We start from the raw sequence: 23308 nt of genomic DNA, 5'->3' as shown, positions 1-23308 counted from the left end.
CTCACTGGTTCAACTCCTCGGGGATGTCGACTTCGATGGCTTTGAGGACGTCGCGGAACTTCTCGGTCGCCGCCTCGAGACTCGTGGCGAAGGTGACCGACTTGTCCGCCGGTTGGGACCAGATCGGTTGCAGTCCACGCGCTGCGTCGAGGCAACGCGGCACCCACTCCGACAGCCACTGTCCGAACAGCTCGCGGTTCTGCGCGCCGTACTGTTCGTCGCGGGAGAGCATCTGGAACAGGGCCCGCGTGTAGTTCAGGTCGCGGTCGTAGTCGTACTCACCGGTGCCGACGATCGTCGGCGTGATGTAGTCACCGTTGCGTGCCGCGACCTGCATGATCAGTTCGGTCCGGAACAGCGACCCGACGAGTTGCTCGAAGACGATGTTGGTGCAGAACAACAACTTCGCCCAGTCGCCGATCGCGGTCAGCCGTTCGACGGCCTCCCGGGTGGGCTGCCACTCCGGCGCGGACTGCCACACCTCCTTGTGTGCCGATCCGTCGAAGGCCTCCTCGGCCTCGGCGAGATCCAGGTTGAACAGTGCGAGGTCCTGGGCGAAGCGCAGCTTGTGCGCCGCACTCACCGCGACCGCGTTGTTGATCATGTTGGTGGGTGCCGACCTCTGGATCGAGGTGAAGACATGGAGGCCCATTCCGCTCTCGGCATGCATCCAGGCGCCGAGGTTGCGCTCGATGAATTTGAGCCACGAGGGATTCCATCCGTCGTAGACCCGGGCCCGCTTGGCGTTCTGCAGACACAGGTCGACCTGGTGGCCACCGCCGAGTTGTTGCGGTAGATGGTCTGTTCCCACTCCTCGTTGGGGTCGAGGAAGGCATGCCAGTTGCTGGACTTCGCCGCCGTCCACTCCTGCGGATAACCGCCGGGACCGTTGCCGAAGCCGTAGATCCAGCCCTGGGTCAGGTGGCGTTCCGGATCGGGCTGCACGTCGACGGTGACGTCCTCGTAGACCGTCGCCCGCTTCTTGGCCGGCTGATAGTAGTTGTACTTGCGGCTCTTGCTGCTCGGGAACTCTTTGGCGCCGGCCTCGGCGTCGGTGAATTCGATGGTCGGGAAACTACGTTCGCGCTGAGGAGATCCCGGAGAGGACTTCGGTGCGGTGGGTGCGGACATACCTTTCGTTCCTGTCGTTCGGCGACTTCTAGTCGAAAGCCGGGCTGGTGAACTTGTCGTAGAAGGTCTGGTCCCGAGGGACCGAATGCTGGTCGGCGAGAGCGAGTGCCGCATCGACCATGGGTGGGGGGCCGCAGAAATACACCTCCGTTCGGGCGAGATCGGATTCGTGCTCGTTGACGATGTCGGTGACGTTGCCCTCGGCGACCTCGACCCCGTCGGGGGCACCGTCGGCGGACTCCGACAGGCAGGCGAGGAACCGGAAATCGGCGATCTTCTCGCCGAGCGCGGCGATCTCGTCGAGATAGAACAGATCCGCCGCGGTCCGGGCGCCGTAGTAGAAGCGCACCGGCCGGTTCAGGCCGGTCTCGCTGACATGACGCAGCAGCGAGAGCAGCGGGGCCATGCCGGCCCCGCCACCGATGCAGATGATCGGCAGCACATGGCCGTTGCGCAGGGTGCAGGACCCGTACGGGCCGTTGACCATGATCTCGTCGCCTGGCGCGAGCCCTTCCTCGAGCAGGCCGGCGAAGAGACCGCCCGGGTACTTCTTGATCAGGAACTCGAGTTTGTCCGGGGTGGCCTGGGTCGTCGCGATGGAGAACGAGCGCTTCTCGTCGGTACCGGGGACCGAGAGGTCCACGTACTGGCCGGGTTTGAACTCGAAGGTCTCCGGTTCGACCACGTTTAGGCGCAGCGACACGATGTCGGAGGTCACCGGCTCGATGGCGGCGACCCGGGTGCGGACGTCCTGGATCGGTGCGCCGCCGAGCAATTCGTCCTCGTCGAAGTTGAGGAGCTCGATCTCGCAGTCGCTGTAGGCGTAGGACCGGCACAGCAGCACATAGCCCTCGGCCTCCTCCGCCTCGTTGCAGGCGAAGGTGGAGTAGTCGTCCATCTGGACGTCGCCGTCGAGCATGTACGACTTGCAGGCCGAACACCGGCCCTCGCGGCACCCGTGCATCAGGTGGATGCCCTGCCGGAACGCGGCGTCGAGGATCGACTCGTCCTCGGTGACCTCCATCTCGATGTCGACGGGGGCGAAGTTGATGCGATGTGTGTCGGCCACGAAAACTCCTTCGGACGGTGACGACGGGAGGACGGGGAGGCGGGGGCGCCAGGGGACGCCCCCGCCCGTCTGCTCCCTGAGGAGCGAGCTTGCGAGCGTCTTCGTGCTCCCTGAGGAGCGAGCTTGCGAGCGTCTCGAAGGGCGTCAGGCCGGCACGGCCCCATTGGGATTGGCGCGATACGCCGCGATGTGCGCGTCCCGCTCGGCGTCGGACATCTCGTTCAGCAGCACGTTGGGACTGTTGAAGACGTTGCCGCGGACGTCGTCGAGCGTCCACATCTTCTTCGGGTCCAGGTTGAGGTGCGGCTGTGGGATCAGGGTCTTGCCGTCGTCGCGGACGTAACCCAGATCCGTGATGATGTCGGCGAGATCCTTGCCGTGGTGCAGGGTCTCCCATTCGCGGAAACCGGTGAGGCGAACCATGTTCGGGGTGTCCCGGCCGTCGTAGTGGTCGCGGAAGGCGACCGCGTCGGTCCAGTGGCAGGTCTCCGAGCAGTAGGTGCGCCATTGGTCGTCGACCTTGTCGACCACCATGTCCTCACGGATGAGGCAGGGCACCATGCAGGTCCAGCATCGATGCGGGTATTCGTAGTCGACGTCCTCGAAGGCGATCGGCTTGTTGCGACCCGGGTAGGCGAGGCGGTTGTAGTTCTCCCACCACTTGCCGAACTTGTTGTACCAACCGGGGTACTTCTCCTCGAACCACTCGAAGTCCTTGTCGGTCATCGCGTCGATGCGCCAGTAGTTGACCGGCCAGCCCGTCGCGAAGAACCGCGCGACCTCGTGGACGTAGTGCTTGTTGGTGATCCGGTTCCAGGCCTCCTCGACCAGGTCGTGCGGGATGGTGAGCCCGTACTTCTCCAGCGGCAGAAGGTAGCTGCGGTAGTAGTCGTCGTAGATCCACCGGCGCCACATCTCGGCGTAGCTCTCGCGGTCCTTGCGCCGGTCCTTGGTGCCGTACTCGATGAAGGTGCCGATCGCCGCGTCGACGACGCAATGGTTGTTCCACCACGCGTACCGCAGATCACGTTCCAGCAGAGGGCGATTGCGCTCGTCGGCCAGCGCCATCAGCAGGATCGAGTAGCCGTTGGAGATGTGCCGCGACTCGTCGGACTGGACCGAGTGGAAGACGGTGGGCAGCAGGTAGTCGCCGTTGGCGGCCGCTTCGTCGGGCATCGCGACGAACAAGGTGTTGGTGAAGGCGGTCTCGGCGACCACGGTGAGGTAGATGTTGGCGGCGGTGATGGCATCGCCGGTGATGAACCCCTCACCGAACTGGCGTCCGATGGTGCCGGCGTAGTTGTTCGCGAAGGCCTTCTCGGTGATGTCGAAGCCCGCCGGGTCGATGTAGTTGTTCATGTACAGCTTCTTGAGGTTCATCTGGATCGTCGAATGACGAACCTCGTCGATCATCTGCACGGCCAGGCCGTTGTGGATCTCGGGGTTGGGGACCGCGTCGATGGCCATCGGCATCGCGCGGGCCGCGGAGATCTCGGGGAACGGGATGATCGACAGGAACAGCTTCTGCCATTCCAGCCAGCGTTCCTGGACCTGGCGGAACATGTTGCCGCGGATCGCGCCATCCATGGCGCCGTACACGGGTTGTCCTTCTCCTCCTCCATCGGGAAGTACGACCGCATGATCTGCTTCAGCGGGTCCTTCTTCGGAGCTTTCTCGAAGGTGTAGTCGGTTCCGAACCGGGTTGCCGGGGTCGCGAAGGTGGGCTCCCAGGACAACTCGGTGATCTTCGCATGGGCTTTCGTCAAGCTCTGCCTGCTCAAAGTGCGCCTCCTCTTAGAGGGAGCCGACGGGTGTGCCGGCCCGCATGGACTGGAGCGACTTCGATACAACCCTGTGATGCAGGTAACAAACGTCTCACTGTGAGACGCATGACCTAGCTGCCCGGCGTCTCACGACGAAGAAAGAGGGCCCGCAGCGCGGACCCTCTTGTGTCGATGTGGCGTCGACCTGCGGTTACGGGGTGGAGGCGTAGAACCCCGACGGGGCGTGCGGCTCGTTGAGCCGCTGTGCGTACTGGTCGAAGTACACGCGTGAGATGAGTTCGCGACTGCTGCGGACGCCGGCCTTGTCGAAAATCGACTTCAGGTGGTCCTGCACCGTGTACGCCGACACGTGCAGGGTGGCGGCGATGTCCTTGGTCGCGACACTCTGCAACACCATCTGGGTCACGTCACGCTCCCGCGCGGTGAGCCCGAATGCCTCGACGACCAGCGGGATGATCTCCGGTGGCCGTGCCTCTTCGATCGTGATGACGACCTCGCCGGACCGTCCGTCGGCCGAGGACAGCGGAGAGCGTTGATGACGAGCCACATACCCGACTTGCCGCGGACCCTCAGGCGGGGCGGTACGTCGGTCTCGCCCGCGCCGTAGCGCCGTGCGGCACCGATGAGTCCGAAGATCGGGTTGCTCGGCGACGCGGTGTTCGGCCCGGCCGCCAGGTCGTCGATGCGTTCCTGGCTTCCCGCACTCATCTGCGCGATCTGATTGTCGCGGTCGATGATCAGCACCGCCGGGCCCTGTGCGATCGACGTGCGTTCCTCGGCGACGATCGCGGTGAGCAGCCCGATCCGGACCCCGTGGGCCAGCGTCTGCGACAGCGAAGCGAGGAACCCGATCTCGTCCTCGTCGAACGGACGACATCCGGCGCCGCTGCGGAACATGGCGATCCCGCCCCACACCCGGTCCCCGTCGCGCACTGCCAGACGTGCCTCGTCGTGGAAGCAGTACTCCGGAATCATCAACTGCGCCATGCGATCCGAACGATGGGGCTCGCCCCGGGTCAGCAGGTTCATGCCGATGGCGTCACGCTTGTGCGCCACCAGTTCCCGGAATGCCGAGGGCTCGACCCGGCCGTATTCGAGGAGTCCGAATTCGGGGTCCTTGTGGTCCTGTCCGAGGAGATCGCCGTACTTGCGGGCGGAGGTCAGCATGACCGTGTTCGGGTCGAAGGTTGCGACGCATGCGGCGTCGATCGGTACCGCGCGACGCAGCGAATCCACCGCCTCCGCGAAGAAGTCGTCGAGACCGAGACCCGCGTGCGCCACGACGTCGATGTCGCGGCGCACGCGTTCGGCGGTCAGGCTCGAGGTCATTGGACAATCATCGGCATGAGCTGCATCGATGTCTATCCCACAAAGCTGGGATCATCCACTCGGAGGACACCGGTCGGGTCCTGGCGGCGTCGGATCGTCTCGAGGCGCATCTGCTGCTCGGGCGTCCACATCCCCGCCCGCTCGGCGGCGCCGAGGCCGCAGAAATTGAGCAGTGCACCGCAGGACCACGGGGCGAGAGCCGCGGTCACGGCGCTCAGGTGTGCTCCCACCTGAGCGCCGAGGGGGCCTGCGGGCACACCGATCGCGATGACGTTGAAGGCGCCGTACCGCCCGGCGACGGCGTTGGGCACGCGCTGCGGTCGCTGCAGCGCGCCGCCCATCAACCGGACCTCGACGATGGCCAGCGGGCTCGCGACCTGTGGTCCGGCCGCTTCGAGGAGGGCATCGACGGCCGACGCCGGGAATTCGCTGAGGAGGCTGCCGCGCTCGGCGCTCGGCATCGGTCCGGGTGGGTCCATGTGCACGGCGTCGAGTGCGGCGGTCGGCAGCACGTCGATGTTCTCGAGCAGGATGGGGCCGGCCGACCGCATGGGCGCGAGAAGCGCTGCCGCGGTTGCCGGGTCGCCGGTGTGGGTGTAGCGGACGTGTACGGCGAGCTGACCCTGCAGCGGGGCGGGCAGGTTGGGGTCCGGCGGGAGACGCAGGATGGCGACCGAGGTGCCGGCCTCGTCCGGGAGCGTCGGCGCCCACTCACGCCACGCGTGGAGGACGTCGGCCGCGGCCGAGCCGGCGAAGAAGATGCCGCCGCCGTAGACGGTGGGGAGCTCGAAGAGTTCGAACTCGATGGCGGTGACGATGCCGAAGCCGTCACGTCCGCCGAGGATCGCCCAGTACAGATCCGACCCGGCCGAGGGGTCGACCGTTCGGATGATCCCGTCCGCGGTCACCAGTTCGATCGACCGGACATGATCGGCGGCCCAGCCGAATCGGCGTCCGAGCGGGCTGAGGCCGCCCCCGAGGTGATAGCCGACCACGCCGACCGACGACGAGGACCCGACGATGCCGGTCAGGCCGTGCGGGGCGGTCACCGCGGCGAGGTCGCGCCAGCGGACGCCGGCGCCGACGCGGGCGGTCTTGGCGACCGGGTCGACGACGATCTCGGTCATCCGCGAGGTGGTGACGACGACCGTGCCGCGCCCCTCGATCGGTGCCCCGTGTCCGGTGGCCCGCACGCCGACTCGCAGTCCGTTGGAACGCGCGTATCGCACTGCTGCGGCTACGTCTTCGGCAGTGGTCGCGCCGACGACGACCTGTGCCGCCGGGGTTGCCACCAGGTTGAAGCCGGTGAGTTCGGCGGTGTAGCCCTCGTCGGCTGCTGTCAGGACGGGGCCGGCGACCGTTGTCGCGAGGGCGTCGATGTCGGCGAAGTCGATGGGTTCGGAGGTGATCGGTGTGTTCATGGCACTCAGAGTCGCTGAACGCCTTTTGTTCCCGCCATCCCTCGAACGCCGGAAATCTCCTCGCCAGCATTCTGGATGAGTCGTACCCCCAGAACTCTGGGGGTCCCGGGGACGTCGCGTGACGCGCTTCCCGGCCGGACCGGTCAGGTGTCGTCCTGCGGTCCTTTTCCGTCTGGCGTCGCGCGCCGGTACCGGCGGCGTTTCCGCCGCTCGCGTCACGCGATCTCGGTGTCGCTGCCCGAACGCACGCCGACGAACGCCCCGAGACGATCGACGGCGAGGGCGAGATCCTCGGTCGAGGCCGCATAGGACAGCCGGACGAACCGGTCGGCGCCGGCCAGTCCGAAGTCCTTGCCCGGTGTGAGGGCGACGTGTGCCTCACGCAGGGCGCGGTCGCAGAACTCGGCCGCGGTCAATCCGGTCGAACTCACGTCGACGTAGACGTAGAACGCGCCGTCGGGGACGACCGGCACGTCGAGCCCGATGCGGGCGAGTCCGTCGATGACGAGGTGCCGACGACGTGCGAACTCCCGCCGGTTGTCCTCGGCGACGGCCAGCGACTCCGGGGTGAAGCACGCGAGTGCGGCGTACTGGGATGGGGTGGGCGGACAGACGTAGAAGTTCTGTGCGAGCCGTTCGACGACCCCGACCAGCTCGTCGGGCACGATGCACCAGCCCAGGCGCCAGCCGGTCATGCCGAAATACTTGGAGAAGCTGTTGACCACGATCGTCTCGGCCGTGCCCGGGGTATCGACGGCCAGGATGCTGCGCGGTGCGCGTCCGTCCGGACCGGGGTCGGAGAGCCCGAGGTAGATCTCGTCGACGATGGTCCAGCCGCCACGGGCGGCGACGAGATCGGTCATCGCGACCAGCTCGTCGTAGGGCACCGAGGTGCCGGTGGGATTCGAGGGGGTGGCGACGATGACGCCCCGCGTGGTGTCTGTCCACGCCCGCTCGACGTCGTCGGTGGTCAGCTGGAACCGTGTCTCGGCGCTGGTCTCGATCAGGCTGACCTGTGCCCCGAAGGCGTGGGCGAACTGGCGGTTACACGGGTACGACGGATCCCCGATGAGCACTCCGTCGCCGGGATCGATGAGCGCGGCACACGTCATGAGCAGTGCCGCAGAGGCGCCGGAGGTGACGGCGACCCGTCGAGGGTCCACATCGGCGCCGAAGTGGCGTCCGTAGAAGTCGGCGATCGCGATCCGCAGCTCGGGCAGTCCGAGTGCGCCGGTGTACGCGAGAGGTCTGCCGTCGCTGACCTCACGAGCCGCCGCGAGCACCGCCGGCGGCGGTCCGAAGTCGGGTTCGCCGATGTTGAGCTTGACCACGTGGTGGCCCTGCTCTTCCAGCTCGGCCGCGTTCCGCGCGAACTCCATCGCGTAGAACGGGGCGATCCCTTCGGCTCGTCGGGAGATCCTCATGAGTTCCATTGTGCGCACGGCCGATGCTCGCCACGTCGTGCGGGCGGGCAGGATGTGGGGATGCCCATTCCCGACTTCATCCGAGACCTGCGCGCCCACGTCGGCCATCGCGAACTCTGGTTGTCCGGTGTCAGCGTCGTGGTCCGCGACGCCGACGGCCGGTTGCTGCTCACCCGACGCGTCGACAACGGACAGTGGGCGGTGGTGTCCGGGGTCCTCGAACCAGGGGAGGAACCGGCTCGTGCGGCGTTGCGCGAGGTCGCCGAGGAGACCGCGGTGACCGCCGAGATCATCCGGCTGACCAGCATCGACGTTACGCCTCTGATCACCTACCCGAACGGCGATCAGACGCGCTACCTCGACGTCTGCTTCCTGGCGCGGTACCTCGAGGGTGAACCGCGGGCCGCCGATGACGAGAACTCCGATGTCGACTGGTTCGCGCCCGACGCGCTGCCCGACGATCTCACCGACACCTCGCGTCTGCGGATCTCCAAGGCGCTTAGCGGCAATCCCGAGGCCTGGTTTCAGCGGTAGGGCCCGACCTCAGGGAAGTCCCTGAACTTCGCCCCATATCCCGGCCGGCCGGTCGATTTCCGGGCTACGGCGGCGGAGACTCGAGGCATGAGCACATCAACGGATTCAGGAACCACGTTCTGGAAGGTCCTCGGGATCATCGCGGTCGTCCTCATCGCGCTGGCGGTGATCGGCCCACTCCTCAAGGGGCTTTTCTGGATCGCACTCATCGCACTGGCCCTCTACGGCGGCTACATGCTGTTCCGCTCGAAGTCGAAGGGCAACCATCCGACGCCCCTGTGACGTTCGTCCGGTGACGCGTCAGAAAGCCGGGACCGGGTAGCAGGCCCACGGGACGCAGATCTGCTCGGGAACCTGGATCTGCGGGAATCCCGGGACAGAGGGACGTGCGGGCTTCTCCGGTGTCGGCGCGGCGCGCCCGGCACCGGTGACCGTGACCCGGATCGGTGCGCCCGCCGTCGGGGTGATGTCCGTCAGCGGCGGGTTGGTGCCCCAGAACTCTTCGCGGGCGGAACCCGGAGGCAGGGTGATGGTGGCGCAACCCCAGTAGATGTCGTAGGTCCCGTTCGGGATGGTGCTGGACCCGGTGGGCTTCGGCGGCGTGCCCGTGGCGACCTGCATCGTCACATTCTTCGACGTGCCGGGCGAGATGAGGGCGCCGAGTTCTTCGGGGGTCTGATAGCCGAAAGCCACACCCGACGCGGCCGGAGGGGTATTCGCCGCCACGCCGAAGATCTCGCAGCCGATGCGCTTGGCCGATTTGTTGACGACGTTCAGCGTGATCGTGTTTCCCGACACCGACGGTGACACGGTGACGTCGGCCGGAGCTGCCGTCGCGACCGGTGCCAGTGCCGTCGCGAATGCTGCGGCCGCGATGAAAGCCGTTCCAGCGGTGAGCGTTCGGAGGCGAGTGGTCATGATCGTCCTTCCCTCGCGGAAGTCGGGCGGCCGCGGTCGGTGAATGTGTGGGTACTCCGCAAACGAAGGAAACGGAAATCGGGACGAGTTTCCTCGCGGTTCACGAAATATGCCGATGATCTCCGCACGGTCTCGGCGTGAATGTTCGGCGAACGTCATTCTTACAGATTTCTCGTCGGTCGGCAGAATCGGGGCCGATATGAATTTCCCGGCCGCTCGAATAATCGCCACTTTCACTGTTCCGCGCGATGCGACGGACGACCACCGGCGTCGAGTCCGCTGCGGCCGGCGCCGACTGCACGGCCGAGGTTCAAACCGGATTGGACGCCGGCTCGTCGTCGGCTCCTCGACGGCTGGGTCGACGTGCCGGACCGTCTCCCCGAGACCGACGGCATCCACTTCGGCCGGCCGACTGCGCGCCGAGAGCCACCCGGTTAGTCTGTCTCGCGACGGGCACCACCGAACAGACCGGGGACTCCCATGCCGACGGTGATCGCGACCATCAGCCTCAAGGGTGGGGTCGGGAAGACCACGCTCACGGCCGGTCTCGCCGATTTTCTCGCCGGTGTGTTCGGCAAGAAGGTGCTCCTCGTCGATCTCGACGCCCAGACCAACCTCACGACGATGATGATCGGGGAGAAGACCTGGCAGGCGTGCAACGCGCGCGGCCACACCGTCGCCACCCTCTTCGCCGACGTCCTCGACGGCACCCGTCGCTTCGATCTCGAACGCACCGTGCAACGCGGTGTCTCGTCGATCGACGGGGTCGCGGGAATCGACCTCGTACCCTCGTCGCTCGATCTGATCGACCTACAGGAGGAGATGAGCGCGCACCGGGTCGTCGCCGACGATCATCTCGCCGCGGTCGGGGTGCTGCGGGGTGCGTTGGCGCCGGCCATGTCCCGCTACGACTACGTGCTCATCGACTGCCCGCCGAACGTCGGCCCGTTCAGTCTCAACGGATTGTTCATGGCCAGTGGATATCTCCTCCCGACGATCCCGGATGTGTTGTCCACCTACGCGATTCCGCGCATCCAGCGGCAGGTCGCCGATTTCGGCGCCGAGATCGGCCGAACGATCGTCGAACTGGGTGTCGTCATCACCAAGTACCGGTCGTCGTCGTCGCTGCACCGGGACACCGTCCACCGGCTCCGGCGCGATCCGACCATCCAGAACATCCTGCCGGCATACCTTCACGAGGCCAACGCGATCGGCGCGGCCGCCGCCCACACGCGGTGGCCGAGTCTGCATGCCAAATACGGGTATCACGGACACTACGAGCAATTTCGGGATCTGACGCGTGCGGTCATGGTCGAAGCCGGGGCCAAACTGCTGCCCATCGGCTGAGCCGCCCTGCTACGCCCAACGACGGCGAGATCCCCACGTTTCGGTTCCAACCCGCAGCTCAACGGCTAGATTCGTCTCAGTCCGCCGCCCGGCGGCATTCACGACTGCCCAGGAGTTCCCATGATGAACAAGGTGCACATCGCTTCAGTCCTCGGCGCGGCGGCACTGGCGATGGCCGTCACCGCATGCGGCTCGGACGACTCGGGTTCCGACGGTACCGACGCGGAGGCTTCGGTGACCGTAGACGGCAAAGAGGTGGAGCTGGCGGACAAGAGCGTCGGCTGCACCAACGCCGGCGACAAGGTCACCATCGGGATCGGTTCCGGATCGGGAACCTCCGGTGTGGGCGTCGTGCTGTCGTCGGGTGATTCGCCCGAGGTGGAATCGGTCGGGCTCGGTTCGGTGGACGGCGTGACGCTGGGCTTCCAGAAGGGATTGGGCGACGGCAAAGCCGAGGCCTCCAAGGACGGCGACACCTACACGATCACCGGCGACGCGACCGGAATCGACCTCGCCAACCCGACCCAGAAGGTGACCAAGTCGTACGAGATCAAGGTGACCTGCCCCTGACTCCGGTCACTCCGCCGACCCCCGGAAACGGCTGACCTCGGACCGGGCCGCGTCTGGGCTGCTCGGAGGTGTCGGTTGAGGCATCCGAGGGTCTCGATGCGCATACAGATCGAGGGCTCAGGTGTGAAGGGTGCGCGATCTGGGTACGTTCAGCCTTGTAGCAAATCGCACGATCTGGACGATTCGGACGATTTACACACGCAGGATCAACGACGACCTAGGAGGCAGACATGCTGGGAATTGGCATCATTGCGTGGATCATCATCGGTGGCCTGGCCGGCTGGATCGCCAGCAAGATCATGAAGACCGATGCGCAGCAGGGGATCATCCTCAACATCGTCGTCGGTGTGATCGGTGGTCTGCTCGGCGGTTGGTTGCTGACACTCTTCGGCGTGGACGTCGAAGGCGCCGGATGGATCTTCAGCTTCATCACGTGCCTGGTCGGTGCGTGCATCCTGCTGTTCCTGGTCAAGCTCGTGACCGGGCGAGGACGCCGCACACGCGTCTGACCGACCCGACCGTGACCCCGCCCCGGTTCCCGACGCACCACGCGTTCGGGCCGGGGCGGCGCCGTTCGCGGGTGAGTACGTTGGGAGAAGTACGTGTGTTCCTCGACTGCGAAAGTGAGCAACCAGTGACCCGAGTGGCCATCATCGGTGGACACGGCAAGATCGCGCTGCGCCTGGCGAAGATCTTGGCCGACCGAGGCGATCAGGTGACCTCGATCATCCGCAATCCCGAACATGCCCAGGACGTCGCGGAGACCGGCGCGGTGCCCGTGGTCGCCGACGTGGAGACCCTCGACACGACCGGGATCGCCACGGCGATCTCCGAACACGATGCCGTGGTGTGGTCGGCGGGTGCGGGCGGAGGCGACCCGGCACGGACCTTCGCCGTCGACCGTGACGCCGCGATCCGTTCGATGGACGCCGCGGCGAAGGTCGGGATCAACCGGTACGTGATGGTCTCCTATTTCGGCGCCCGCCCGGATCATGGTGTTCCCGAGGACAATTCGTTTCACGCATACGCCGAGGCCAAGGCGGCTGCCGACACCTACCTCAAGTCGGGCGATCTCGACTGGACGATCCTGGGACCCAGCCGGCTCACCGACGAGCCGGGGACGGGGAGGATCGCCGTCGGCGGGACCCGCGGCGGGGGTGACGAGGTCAGCCGCGACAACGTCGCCGCGGTTGCCGCAGCCGTTCTCGCGCGGCCCGAGACCGTACACAAGGTGATCGAGTTCAACGACGGACCCACGCCGGTCGCCGACGCGGTGGCACAGGTCTGACACGATGCCCGCGCGTGCGCATGCTCTGGTGACGCAGCTGCGCGACGTGGTCGGTGAGGGCCACGTCCTCACCGATCCCGAAGCGGTCGAGGGCTTTCTCGTCGACTGGACGGGCCGGTACCGGGGCGAGGCCGATGCGGTCGTGCGGCCGCGCACCACCGAGGAGGTCTCCCGGGTCGTCGGTGAATGCGCGTCCGTCGGTGCGCGGATCTGCGTGCAGGGTGGGAACACCGGACTGGTGGGCGGGTCGGTCCCGCCGGCCCGGGACGACACGGGACGACCGGTGATCGTGCTGTCGACGGTCCGGATGACCGACATCGACGAGGTCGACGCGGTCGGACGCTGCGTGGGCGCCCAGGCGGGGGCGACGATCGACGCGATCGACGGCCGGGCCGCCGAGGCCGGTCTCGCGTTCCCCGTCGACCTCGCCTCCAGGGAGTCGGCCACCGCCGGCGGGGTGGTGTCGACCAACGCCGGTGGCATCCGCATGATCCGTCGCGGTAACACGCGTTCCCAGGTGCTCGGGATCGAGGCGGTCCTCGCCGACGGTCGCGTCCTGCGCCGGTGGACGTCGCTGGTCAAAGACAATGTCGGATACGACCTCCCGGCACTCCTGGCCGGCAGTGAGGGCACTCTGGCGGTCATCACGCGCGTGCTGTTCAAACTCGTCGTGCCGCCGTCGGCGGCGACGGTCGCGGTGGCCGCCGTCGAGCACGTCGAGAACGCGATCGGGCTGATCGGGGCCGCATCGTCACGCGGCCTCACCGTCGAGGCGGCCGAACTCATGACCGAGGCCGGCATCCAACTCGTCCACGAGCACGGACAGCGTCGCCCGACCGCGACACCGGGCCCCTCCTACGTTCTGCTCGAGGTGTCCGGGGTCGGCGACATCGAGTCGACCATGGCCGAATTGTTCGGCGAGACCGACGGACTCATCGACGCCGTGCTCGAACCCGCGCCCGCCCGTGCGCTCTGGGGCGCGCGCGAGAGTCACACCGAGACGATCGCACGGTCGAGTACGACGCCGGTGGTCAAACTCGACATCTCGGTACCGATCAGGGCCCTGCCGGAGGCCTTCGCCGAACTGGCCGAGGTCGGCGAGATGAGCGAATTCCCCTGCCGGCCGATACTTTTCGGTCACATCGGCGACGGCAACATCCACGTGAACCTGCTCGACGTCCCCGAGGAACACACCGGGACGGTCACTGATCGGGTGTTCGGGATCGTCGCGGCCAACGGCGGGTCCATCAGCGCCGAACACGGCATCGGCCGCGCCAAGACCGCCTGGACGCACCTCGGCCGGTCCGACGTCGACCTCGACACGATGCGGCGCGTCAAGGCGTCCTTCGATCCGCAAGGGCTGTTGAATCCGGGCGTCATATTCGGTGCTCCTGCTTCCTGAGCAGCCCGGAGCGTGCGGAGGGCGTATCAGTCAGCAGACCCGTCTGAATCCTGAGACGATGGCGAGGTGGCTGACGTGAACCCCGACAGGTTGACCGAGCTGGCGCATCGTCACGGTGTGGCCACCGAGTATGTGGGCTGGGACGAGGAGACCCACGACGTGAGCGCGGAGACGCTCGTCGCCGTCCTGGGCGCCCTCGATGTCGCCGCGGACTCGGCCGAGGCGGTCGAGGAGTCGATCCGCGAGGTCGACGAGCGGCCGTGGCGCGAGTTCGTCCCCTCGGTCACCGTGGTGACCGAAGGCACCGGCCACACCTTCTGCGTCCATGTCCCGCACGGGAATCTGGTGAAGGTGTGGATCGCGACCGAGGACGGCCGCGACGTCGCACCCGAACAACTCGACGTATGGGTGGAGCCGCGCGAGATCGACGGCGCGCTGGTCGGGCGGGCCACCTTCGCGATCCCGGACGACCTCGAACCCGGATACCACCACATCAAGGCCCTGGACGTCGACGACTCGACGGCGTCGAGTGCACCGCTGATCGTCACCCCGCGCCGGCTCCACACCGCTGACCGGCTGCTCGGGCGGCAGCGGTGGGGTCTGGCCGTGCAGTTGTACTCGATTCGCTCGGCGGATTCGTGGGGCGTCGGCGACTTCGCCGATCTGACGGGCATCTGCGAGGTCGCGGGCAGCGCGTTCGGCGCCGACTTCGTCCAGGTCAACCCGTTGCACGCGGCGCAACCGCACCCCCCGATCGAGGCCTCGCCGTATCTGCCGGTGACCCGCCGCTTCCTCAACCCGCTCTACATCCGGGTCACCGACATCCCTGAACTCGACGGATTGTCGAAGGCGCAGCGCAAGTGGGTTCGCAAGCTCGCCCGCGGGTTCATGGGCGAGAACACCGCCACCGACAGGATTCGGCGCAACAAGGCCTACCGGGCCAAGCTGGAGGCGCTCGAACTGATCTACGACGTGCCACTGAGCCCGGAGCGGAAGACCGCCCTGCGCGAGTTCCGCCGGCGGGAGGGCAAGGGCCTCAAACGTTTCGCCACGTGGTGCGCGCTGGCCGAACGCTACGACGCCGACGACCCGCGCTGGCAGGACAAGTTTCTCGATCCCGTCCACCTGAAGAAGAAGCGCCGGAAACTGGCGCGGCGCATCGACTTCCACATCTGGTTGCAGTGGATCTGCGACGAGCAGCTCGCCACTGCGGCGCATGCGGCGAAGTCCGCCGGGATGTCGGTCGGCGTGATGACCGACCTCGCCGTGGGAGTGGGCCGGCACAGCGCCGACGCCTGGGCGCTCGGTCACGTGCTCGCGTCGGGGGCGACGGTGGGCGCGCCGCCGGACGGGTTCAACCAGCAGGGACAGGGCTGGGATCAGCCGCCCTGGCATCCGCGGCGTCTCGCCGAGGCCGGCTACGAGCCCTACCGCGACATGATCCGCACCGTGCTACGGCATGCGGGCGGCGTCCGCGTCGACCACATCCTGGGCCTGTTCCGGCTGTGGTGGATTCCCGACGGCATGACTCCGGCCGGCGGCACCTACGTGCACTACGACAGCGAGGCCCTCATCGGAATCCTCGCGCTCGAGGCGCAGCGGGCCGACGCGGTGGTCGTCGGCGAAGACCTCGGCGTCTTCGAGCCGACGGTGCAGGAGACGTTGCGCGAGCGCGGAATCCTGGGCACGTCCATCCTGTGGTTCGAGCAGGACCGCGCAGCCGCGATCGCGCCGGAGCGCTATCGCGAGCTGTGCCTGACGTCGGTGACGACCCACGATCTGCCGCCGACGTCGGGCTATCTGGCCGGCGACCACATCGCGCTTCGAGCGCGGCTGGGCCTCCTCGAGACGGGCGAAGAGGCCGAACGGGAGCGCAACGAACGCGAACGTGACGCCGTCCTCGAACTCGCCTACGAGCGCGGGCTGCTGTCCCGGGACACCCCGCTGTCGGACCCCAAGGTGGTCGATGCCCTGTATGCCGTCATCGCCCATTCGCCGTCGGTGCTGCTGAGCGTCGCCCTGGTGGATGCGGTGGGGGAGCGGCGGATTCAGAACCAGCCGGGTACCAGCGCCGAGCAGTACCCGAACTGGTGCATCCCGCTGGCCAACGCCGACGGCGAGGTGGTGCTGGTCGAGGACCTCGTCAGCAGCGTGCGGTTCCGTCGCCTGGTGAACGTGCTCAACGAGTGCGGTGTGCCGGGCTCCTGACCACAAAGATCGTCAGTATCAGCGCCACCAGCGCGAGCACCGCGACACCGATGTTGAAGGCGATCCCGGCCGGGCGCAGACCCCACTGTTGCGCGGCCACGCCCTGTCCCACGATGGGCAGCGAGATCGCGACGTAGGCGACCACGAAATAGGTCGAGGTGACCTCCGCGCGCCGATCCGCCGGGCTCGCCGCCACCACTGAGGCCAGTCCCTTGCTGAAGGACATGCCCTGCCCCACACCGCACACCACGGCGCCACCGAGCAGAGCGGCAGTCGACGCGGCGGTCAGACCGACGATCGACAGGCAGGTGCCGCCGATGAGGATCGCACAGCCGGCGATCAGTGCCGGGTCGGTGGGCATGCGCCGCACCACGATCTGCGTGACGGCCGACGAGGCGAACAGCACGAAGACGATGAATCCGGTGAAGGCGCGGTCGTCGATGCCGAGGATGTTCACCACAAAAGAGGGCATGACGCCGGTGAATGTCCCCATCACGGCGAAACCGGCGAAGGCGGCGATCGACGCGCGCACGAACACCCCGCGCATGTCGGCGGGCACGGACAGTCGCTGAACACCAAGACGTGCACCGGGTTTGACGTCGACCGTCTCCTGCAGTCGCCAGATCCCGACGCCGGCGAGCGTCAGCAGGACGAGATCGACGAGGAACGGGGTGCGCAGCGGTGACGGCGCGTATTCGGCGAGCAGGCCGGCCACCAGCGGTCCCAGTCCGAGACCGCCGATGTTGGCCGCGGTCGCCACCGCCGGCGCACGACCCCGCCACGAGGGTGGGGCCAGTTCGATGACCGCGGTCGTCGCCGCCCCGGCGTAGATGCCCGCCGACAGCCCGGACAGCACCCGCCCCACGAGCAGTTGCCAGACCGGTCCCGCGGTGAGGAAGACGACGGCGCTCGCGGCGGACAGCAGTGCGCCGGCGAGGAGCAGCTTGCGTCGGCCGACGACATCGGACCAGCGGCCGAATCCGATCAGTGCGGCGATCACGCCGGCCGCATACACCCCGAAGACGACCGTCGTCGTCGCGACCCCGAATCCGAGCTTCTCGCTGTAGATCGAATACAGCGGCGTCGGCAGCGTGGTCCCGAGCATGACAACGGCGAATGCGTACACCGCCGCGATGAACGACGGGGTGCTCGATCGATCAGACATGAGACTGCCAAACTACCGCCGGACCGGTTCCGGGCGTTCACCGGGAACAAATCCTCGACGTCTCGGCGCATCGCCGGACCGGGCGCCGTCGCGTCGCCTATGGTCCGTGGCATGCAGGCTTCTGAACCTCGTGTCCTGGTGACCACGTCACGGATGCCGTTCGCCGTCGACGAGATCCACAAACTCGGCGAGACCGGCCGCGATGTCACCGCCGCGGACACCTTCGCGGCGGCGCCGGGCAGCCATTCGCGCGGCGCGCGGAGGCATCTGGTGTTCCCCGCGCCCACCCAGCAGACCGCGGCCTTCATCGACGCGGTGATCGAAGCGATCGGCGATCACGACATCAACTGGCTGCTCCCGATGTTCGAGGAGGTCTTCTACCTCGCCAGGCATCGTGACCGCATCACGGCGGCGCATCCGGTCACCGAACTGTTCTTCCCCGACTTCGAGACCCTGGCCCGCGTCCACGACAAGGTCGAATTCACCGCACTGTGCCGCGAACTCGGGCTTCCGGCCGCGGAGTCGGTGACCACGACGAACCGCGACGAACTGCGCGAGGCCACGCAGCGCTGGCCGCACTGGTTCGCCCGGGCCGCCTACGGCCGTGGCGGACTCGACGTCCTCACCAACACCGGCCCGCTGGCCGGGGAGTCCTCGATCGATGACATCACCCCGACCCGCGACGATCCGTGGCTCGTCCAGGAATACCTCACCGGTGTCGACCGGTGCAGTTGGAGCGTCGCGCATCACGGGGAGATCGTGCTGCACTCCTGCTACGAGCATCCCCTCGCCATCGACGACCGCGGCGGTATCGTCTTCGAGTCGGTCGACTCCCCGGAGTCGCTCGCCGCCGCACAGAGCCTCGCGCGAGAACTGAACTGGCACGGGCAGATCAGTTTCGACTACCTCGTCACCGACGACGGCGTCCACCACATGGTCGAATGCAATCCGCGGCCGACCGCCGGGTGCACCGTCGCCACCGCCGACGAGTTCGACACCGCGTTGTTCGACCCGGGTGAACTGGTCGTCGTCCCCGCGGGGCGCAAGAAGATGATCACAGCGGCTGTACTGCGTGATGCGCTCAGGCATCCATCGCATCTGCGCAGGGACCTGGCCGCGGCGAAGGGTGCAGGCGGTGTCTACGACCAGCCGCACGACCACCTGCCGTTGCTCTACTCGGCACTGTCCCTGCAACACATCCTGGCCTATCGCAAGGAGCTCGGACTCAACCGCGACACGAGCGAGGAGCTGATGGCGACGCAGTTCTTCGACGTGCTGTGGGACGGGACCGCGATCGCATGATGGCGATGAGCGCCATGCGATGTCATTCGGGTGGCGCGACTTTCACCGAGTTCGCGGAGCCGGACCGATATCGCATGGGACGTCAACTCGGCGAATTCGGTTGTTGCACAACTGGACACCCCGGGCCATCACCGGCGACGACGCCCCGCCGCCGACTGATCGAACCGCCGCGAAACACGCCCGGCGGCGAGCCGAACGTGCCCGCAACCAGCGCGAGCGGGAACGTCGTCAGCGGGCGGACGGTCCGGCGCCTTTCTGAGGCGATCCGGAGCGGTTCCGGGCCGCCTGAGTGTGTGCTACGTTACGGTAACTGTCGGTAACAGTTATCGGGGAATTTTCCATGCAACCTGCACACGACGCTCCTGCTCACGAGGCTCCTGCCCACGACGTCCTGATCGTCGGCGCGGGATTCGGTGGGATGGGCGCGGCCATCGCATTCAAACGCCTGGGCATCGGCAACATCGCGATCCTTGAGCGGGAGGACGATCTCGGCGGGACCTGGCACGTGAACCACTATCCCGGTCTCGCCGTCGACATCGCCTCGGTCACCTACTCGTACTCCTTCGAGCCCAACCCGAACTGGTCTCGACTGTTCGCCCCCGGTCCCGAGCTCAAGCGGTATGCACATCACGTCGCGGACAAGTACGACCTCACACGGCACATGGAATTCCAGACGACGGTCGACGGCGCCGAGTGGGACGACACCGCGCGTCTCTGGCGGGTGCGCACCGGTGACGGAACCGAGCGCACCGCCCGGTACCTGGTGACCGCGACCGGCTTTCTCTCCCAGCCGCACGTCCCGGACTTCCCGGGGATCAAGAACTTCCAGGGCACGATCCTGCACACCGCGGCGTGGCAGGACGGCTTCGACTTCACCGGTAAGAAGGTGGCGGTCATCGGCACCGGCGCCACCGCCGTCCAGCTGATCCCGGAGATCGCCGAGCGTGCCGATGCGCTCACCGTCTTTCAGCGGACACCGATCTGGGTGGTGCCCAAGATCGACTTCGCGATCCCGTCGCCGGTGCAGCAGCTGTTCCGGCGAATCCCGTTGACCCAGCGCGCAGCACGGCTGGTCAACACCTCGTTGCTGGAGATGCTGATGGTCTTCGGCGTCCTCCACTTCAAGCAGTTCAAGCCGGGCAACAAGCTGGCTGCGGGACTCGGCAAGGCGCACCTGCGATCACAGGTCCCCGACCCGGAGTTGCGACGAAAGCTGACGCCGGACTACGACTTCGGATGCAAGCGTCCCACCTTCTCCAACACCTACTTCCCGAGCTTCGCCAGACCGAATGTGACACTGGAGACCAGCGGGATCGCCCGGCTCGAGGCGGACGGCATCCTCGCCGGCGACGGCACCAAGACCGAGATCGACACCCTGGTCCTGGCCACCGGATTCAACCTGTGGGACGTCAATTTTCCCGCCTTCGAGATCATCGGCCGGGAGGGCCGCGACCTCGGGAAGTTCTGGCGGGAGGGCCGATTCCAGGCCTACGAGGGCGTCGCGGTGCCGAAGTTCCCCAACTTCATCTCGCTCAACAGTCCGTACTCCTACAGCGGCCTGTCCTACTTCACCACCATCGAGGGGCAGATGAAACACATCACCCGCCTCTTCGGTGAACTCCGACGCCGCGGCCGGGACACCTTCGAGGTCACCGAGGCGGCCAACGCCGACTTCCTCGACGAGGCGACCCGCCGCCTGCAGTCGTCGGTGTTCTACAACGGCGACTGCACGACGTCGCGGAGCTACTACTTCAATCAGCACGGTGAGGCGACGCTCCTGCGTCCTGCCTCCACGCTGCGCACCCTGCGCGAGATGGACTCATTCCCCTTGAGTGACTACGCATTCCGCTGACCGGAGCCCAGGTCAGTGTCGGGGAGTCCGAGATAGCCGCCGAGCAACCGGCGGATCATCGCGGTGATCTCGGACCCGTCTGCGTTCGCAGGTGGCGACGTCGCCGTCTCGGAATGCTCGGCACCCAGTGACCTGCACGCCTGGACGATCACCGCGTCGATCAGCTGGGCCACCTCGAGCGGACGTTGCTCGCCGTGCGCGACGAGGGCTTCGACGAGCGGCTCCTGCAGTTCCCGATGGAACCGCTGCATCGGCTCCTGTAGGACACTCGGATCGACCACCCGGGCAAGCGCATTCGCCACAGCCTGTTCCGAACCGACGAACAATTCGACGTTGGCACAGATGTAACCCCAGATCTGCTGTCCGGGTTCGGTCTGCGCACCGACACGATCGCGGACGAACCGGCCCCAACTGGGGAACAGATCAGCCACGACCGCGGCCAGGAGTTCCTCGCTCGACGAGTAGTACTGGTAGACGCTCGAGCGGGCGAGGCCGACGCGCTTGCCGACCGCGGCCAGGGTCGGCGCCTCGCCGGTCTCGGCCAGGATGGCCTTCGCGCCGGCGAGGATCGCCTGGATCTGCTGTCGTCGATGCTCGGCGACAGTGGGCGCTTGAATGCGTGGCAAACGCCCACCTCCTCAGCTCATCTGGATGCCGGCGATCCCGGCGTGAGCTTTCCGTCGACCATTTCGTACACCTTGTCACAATGCGCGACGACCTCGTGGTCGTGTGTCACCATGACCGTCGCGACGCCGTGCTCATGGGCTTCATGGGCCAGGAGCTCGACGATCTCGTGGCTCCGCCGGCGGTCGAGCGCGGCCGTGGGCTCGTCTACGAGGAGTACATCCGGCCGGGTCATCAGTGCCCGGGCGATGCCCACACGCTGCCGCTCACCTCCGGAGAGCTGGTGGGGACGACGCTTGGCCTTGTGCGACATGCCGACGTCGGCGAGGAGCTCGTCGGGAGAGCGGGGGTCGGTGACGCGGCCGAAGGTCAGTGGCAACCGTAACTGATCCTCGACGGTCAGTGCGTCGAGAAGGTTGCCGCTCTGGAAGACGAATCCGATGTGTTCGCGCCGGATGCGGGTCAGCTCTCGTTTCGACGCGGTGCTCAGGTCGGTGTCGTCGACGGTGACCGTCCCCGAGGTCGGAGTGATCAGACCGCCCGCGACGGCCAGCAGGCTGGACTTACCCGAACCGGACGGCCCCATGACGGCGACGAACTCACCGGGCGCGACGTCGATGCTCACGGTGTCGAGTGCGGTGACGACGTCCTCGCCGTCCCCGTGCACGAGGCTGACCTCGGAGAGGGTGAGTGCGCTCATCGGTTGCCTCCCAGGGCGGTCAGGGGATCGACACGGGTGATGCGGAGGACGGCCACGGCGGCGCCGATCATGCCGAAGAGCACGAGCAGGGCGCCGGCCCCTGCGACCGAACCGGTCTCGAGGGCGAAGGGCATCGGGGTGGAGCCGATGGCGGCCCCGAGGCCGACGCCGATGCCTATACCCACCCCGGCCGAGACGAGCAGCAGGATGAACGACTGCATCAGCGAGTCGCGCAGCAGGTATCCGGTGGAGGCGCCCATCGCCCGCATCACCGCGATCTGCTGCCTGCGCTGGATCGTCCAGACGGTGAAGAACGCCCCGACGACGAGTGCCGAGATCGCGTACAGAAATGCCTCGATCAGTGTCAGGGTCGACGTCTCGGCGGTGTATCCCGGTGAGGCGCCGAAGGATTCGTCGAGGGTGAGCGAGGTGGTGTTCGCGGCTGCGTCACCGGCCGCCAGGTCGACGCCGTTGCCCGCCTGCACTGCGACAGCGGTGATGTCCTCGTAGACGCGGGGCGGCACCGGCTCGCCGGGACGCGACCCGGCGCCGATCTCCTGCCAGGTGCCGAGCGGCACGTAGGCGACGTCGACGTGTCCGAAAGTGCTCTGACCGTCGAGGATTCCCACGACGCGAAGCTGCGTACCCAGCGGCTCGACGGTGACCGTGTCGCCGATCGCGAGGCCGTCCTCGGCGGCGGTCTCGCTGATGACGAGCTCTCCCGGTGCACCGGAGAGCGAGTCGCCGTCCGCGGCGGCGGGGTTGACGAAGGTGTTCGGTTCGACGCCGAAAAGGGCGAGGTCGATGTCGACGCCGGTGTTGGTCCGGCCGTTGATCAACGTGTTGCCGAACGGGGCGGCGTCCTCGACCTCCGGCTGCTGCGCCCACTTCTCGACGGCCGAAGTCGGCACCAGAGAGCGCGAGAAAGCGGAATCCGTGGCGACGTCCTTCTGGAACGCGAAGGAGGTCACCGGCAACTTCTTCAGGCCGGAGACGCCGTCGTTCACCAGACCGACCGACAGCCCGCTGAGCAGCACCATCAGGATGGCGATGAGCGCGACCACCGAGCCCATCAGGGCGAATCGTCCGCGTGCGAATGAGAGTTCACGTAGTGCGAGGAACATGTCACTGCTCTCGCAGGTTTGCCGACACCATGTCGACAACGATACCGACACCCTGTCGGCATGATGACGTCCCCAGGAGTGATACCGGTCATGTTCAAGACCGCGCGGCGTCGTGT

General features: G+C 67.0%; 18 protein-coding genes and 3 pseudogenes. 10 read left to right on the top strand and 11 right to left on the bottom strand.

Annotation, left to right across the window (positions count from 1 at the left end):
- Position 1: 1 nt before the first annotated feature.
- The 6 genes and pseudogenes from GAA2_RS17575 to GAA2_RS17550 all read right to left on the bottom strand — a co-directional run bounded on the left by GAA2_RS17575 (position 2) and on the right by GAA2_RS17550 (position 8158).
- A pseudogene (locus tag GAA2_RS17575) lies at positions 2-1131 on the bottom strand (aromatic/alkene monooxygenase hydroxylase subunit beta).
- 28 nt (positions 1132-1159) lie between these two features.
- Positions 1160-2200, bottom strand: a complete 1041-nt coding sequence (locus GAA2_RS17570; RefSeq protein WP_182154869.1) for a 2Fe-2S iron-sulfur cluster-binding protein — start codon at positions 2198-2200, stop codon at positions 1160-1162.
- Positions 2201-2344: 144 nt separating this feature from the next.
- Positions 2345-3981, bottom strand: a pseudogene (locus GAA2_RS17565) (methane monooxygenase).
- Between the two features lie 193 nt (positions 3982-4174).
- Positions 4175-5313: pseudogene (locus tag GAA2_RS17560) on the bottom strand (helix-turn-helix transcriptional regulator).
- Positions 5314-5345: 32 nt separating this feature from the next.
- The gene (locus tag GAA2_RS17555; protein WP_191834492.1) at positions 5346-6734 is read right to left on the bottom strand and encodes an FAD-binding oxidoreductase; all 1389 of its coding nucleotides are present in this window, start codon (positions 6732-6734) and stop codon (positions 5346-5348) included.
- A 215-nt stretch (positions 6735-6949) separates the two neighbouring features.
- Entirely contained in the window at positions 6950-8158 is a 1209-nt protein-coding gene (locus GAA2_RS17550) for an aminotransferase class I/II-fold pyridoxal phosphate-dependent enzyme (protein WP_024498878.1), read from the bottom strand.
- Between the two features lie 60 nt (positions 8159-8218).
- On the opposite strand from GAA2_RS17550, the gene GAA2_RS17545 reads away from it, so the two are divergent.
- Positions 8219-8692, top strand: coding sequence for an NUDIX hydrolase (locus tag GAA2_RS17545; protein WP_024498879.1), 474 nt, complete (start codon positions 8219-8221; stop codon positions 8690-8692).
- An 87-nt stretch (positions 8693-8779) separates the two neighbouring features.
- Entirely contained in the window at positions 8780-8974 is a 195-nt protein-coding gene (locus GAA2_RS17540) for a hypothetical protein (RefSeq protein ID WP_006437429.1), read from the top strand.
- An 18-nt stretch (positions 8975-8992) separates the two neighbouring features.
- Here the strand turns inward: GAA2_RS17540 and GAA2_RS17535 are convergent, their stop codons facing one another.
- Positions 8993-9610 (bottom strand): hypothetical protein, encoded by a 618-nt coding sequence (locus GAA2_RS17535; RefSeq protein ID WP_024498880.1) that lies wholly within the window; start codon positions 9608-9610, stop codon positions 8993-8995.
- 480 nt (positions 9611-10090) lie between these two features.
- Between GAA2_RS17535 and GAA2_RS17530 the strand changes: the two genes are divergently transcribed.
- The 6 genes from GAA2_RS17530 to malQ all read left to right on the top strand — a co-directional run bounded on the left by GAA2_RS17530 (position 10091) and on the right by malQ (position 16425).
- Positions 10091-10957 (top strand): ParA family protein, encoded by an 867-nt coding sequence (locus tag GAA2_RS17530; protein WP_024498881.1) that lies wholly within the window; start codon positions 10091-10093, stop codon positions 10955-10957.
- A gap of 120 nt (positions 10958-11077) precedes the next feature.
- A complete protein-coding gene (locus GAA2_RS17525; RefSeq protein ID WP_081712446.1) occupies positions 11078-11527 on the top strand; it encodes a lipoprotein LpqH in 450 nt (149 codons plus the stop codon).
- Positions 11528-11757: 230 nt separating this feature from the next.
- The gene (locus tag GAA2_RS17520) at positions 11758-12036 is read left to right on the top strand and encodes a GlsB/YeaQ/YmgE family stress response membrane protein (RefSeq protein ID WP_024498883.1); all 279 of its coding nucleotides are present in this window, start codon (positions 11758-11760) and stop codon (positions 12034-12036) included.
- Between the two features lie 125 nt (positions 12037-12161).
- Positions 12162-12815: an SDR family oxidoreductase gene (locus GAA2_RS17515; protein WP_024498884.1), complete on the top strand. Its 654-nt coding sequence runs from the start codon at positions 12162-12164 to the stop codon at positions 12813-12815.
- Positions 12816-12819: 4 nt separating this feature from the next.
- Positions 12820-14217: an FAD-binding oxidoreductase gene (locus tag GAA2_RS17510; RefSeq protein WP_024498885.1), complete on the top strand. Its 1398-nt coding sequence runs from the start codon at positions 12820-12822 to the stop codon at positions 14215-14217.
- A gap of 75 nt (positions 14218-14292) precedes the next feature.
- Complete coding sequence (malQ, locus tag GAA2_RS17505) at positions 14293-16425, top strand: 4-alpha-glucanotransferase (RefSeq protein WP_024498886.1); 2133 nt, start codon at positions 14293-14295, stop codon at positions 16423-16425.
- Here malQ and GAA2_RS17500 read toward each other — a convergent pair.
- Positions 16397-17590 (bottom strand): MFS transporter, encoded by a 1194-nt coding sequence (locus GAA2_RS17500; protein ID WP_024498887.1) that lies wholly within the window; start codon positions 17588-17590, stop codon positions 16397-16399. The genes malQ and GAA2_RS17500 overlap by 29 nt on opposite strands.
- A 111-nt stretch (positions 17591-17701) precedes the next feature.
- On the opposite strand from GAA2_RS17500, the gene GAA2_RS17495 reads away from it, so the two are divergent.
- The gene (locus tag GAA2_RS17495; RefSeq protein ID WP_024498888.1) at positions 17702-18892 is read left to right on the top strand and encodes a hypothetical protein; all 1191 of its coding nucleotides are present in this window, start codon (positions 17702-17704) and stop codon (positions 18890-18892) included.
- Positions 18893-19232: 340 nt separating this feature from the next.
- The gene (locus tag GAA2_RS17490; protein WP_191834491.1) at positions 19233-20744 is read left to right on the top strand and encodes a flavin-containing monooxygenase; all 1512 of its coding nucleotides are present in this window, start codon (positions 19233-19235) and stop codon (positions 20742-20744) included.
- On the opposite strand, the gene GAA2_RS17485 is transcribed toward GAA2_RS17490, so the two are convergent.
- The 3 genes from GAA2_RS17485 to GAA2_RS17475 are packed head-to-tail and all read right to left on the bottom strand — an operon-like array spanning position 20729 to position 23192.
- Positions 20729-21370, bottom strand: a complete 642-nt coding sequence (locus tag GAA2_RS17485) for a TetR/AcrR family transcriptional regulator (RefSeq protein ID WP_191834490.1) — start codon at positions 21368-21370, stop codon at positions 20729-20731. The two genes, GAA2_RS17490 and GAA2_RS17485, sit on opposite strands and share 16 nt — an antisense overlap.
- 17 nt (positions 21371-21387) lie before the next feature.
- Positions 21388-22068: an ABC transporter ATP-binding protein gene (locus GAA2_RS17480; RefSeq protein WP_006437415.1), complete on the bottom strand. Its 681-nt coding sequence runs from the start codon at positions 22066-22068 to the stop codon at positions 21388-21390.
- Entirely contained in the window at positions 22065-23192 is a 1128-nt protein-coding gene (locus GAA2_RS17475) for an ABC transporter permease (RefSeq protein WP_006437414.1), read from the bottom strand. Before GAA2_RS17475 ends, GAA2_RS17480 begins: the two co-directional genes overlap by 4 nt.
- Positions 23193-23308 lie beyond the last annotated feature (116 nt).

Source organism: Gordonia ajococcus (assembly GCF_012974285.1).
GTDB classification, from domain to species: domain Bacteria; phylum Actinomycetota; class Actinomycetes; order Mycobacteriales; family Mycobacteriaceae; genus Gordonia; species Gordonia amicalis.
The sequence above is the reverse complement of the archived record's forward strand: the minus strand, read 5'-3'. Positions and strand labels throughout refer to the sequence as shown.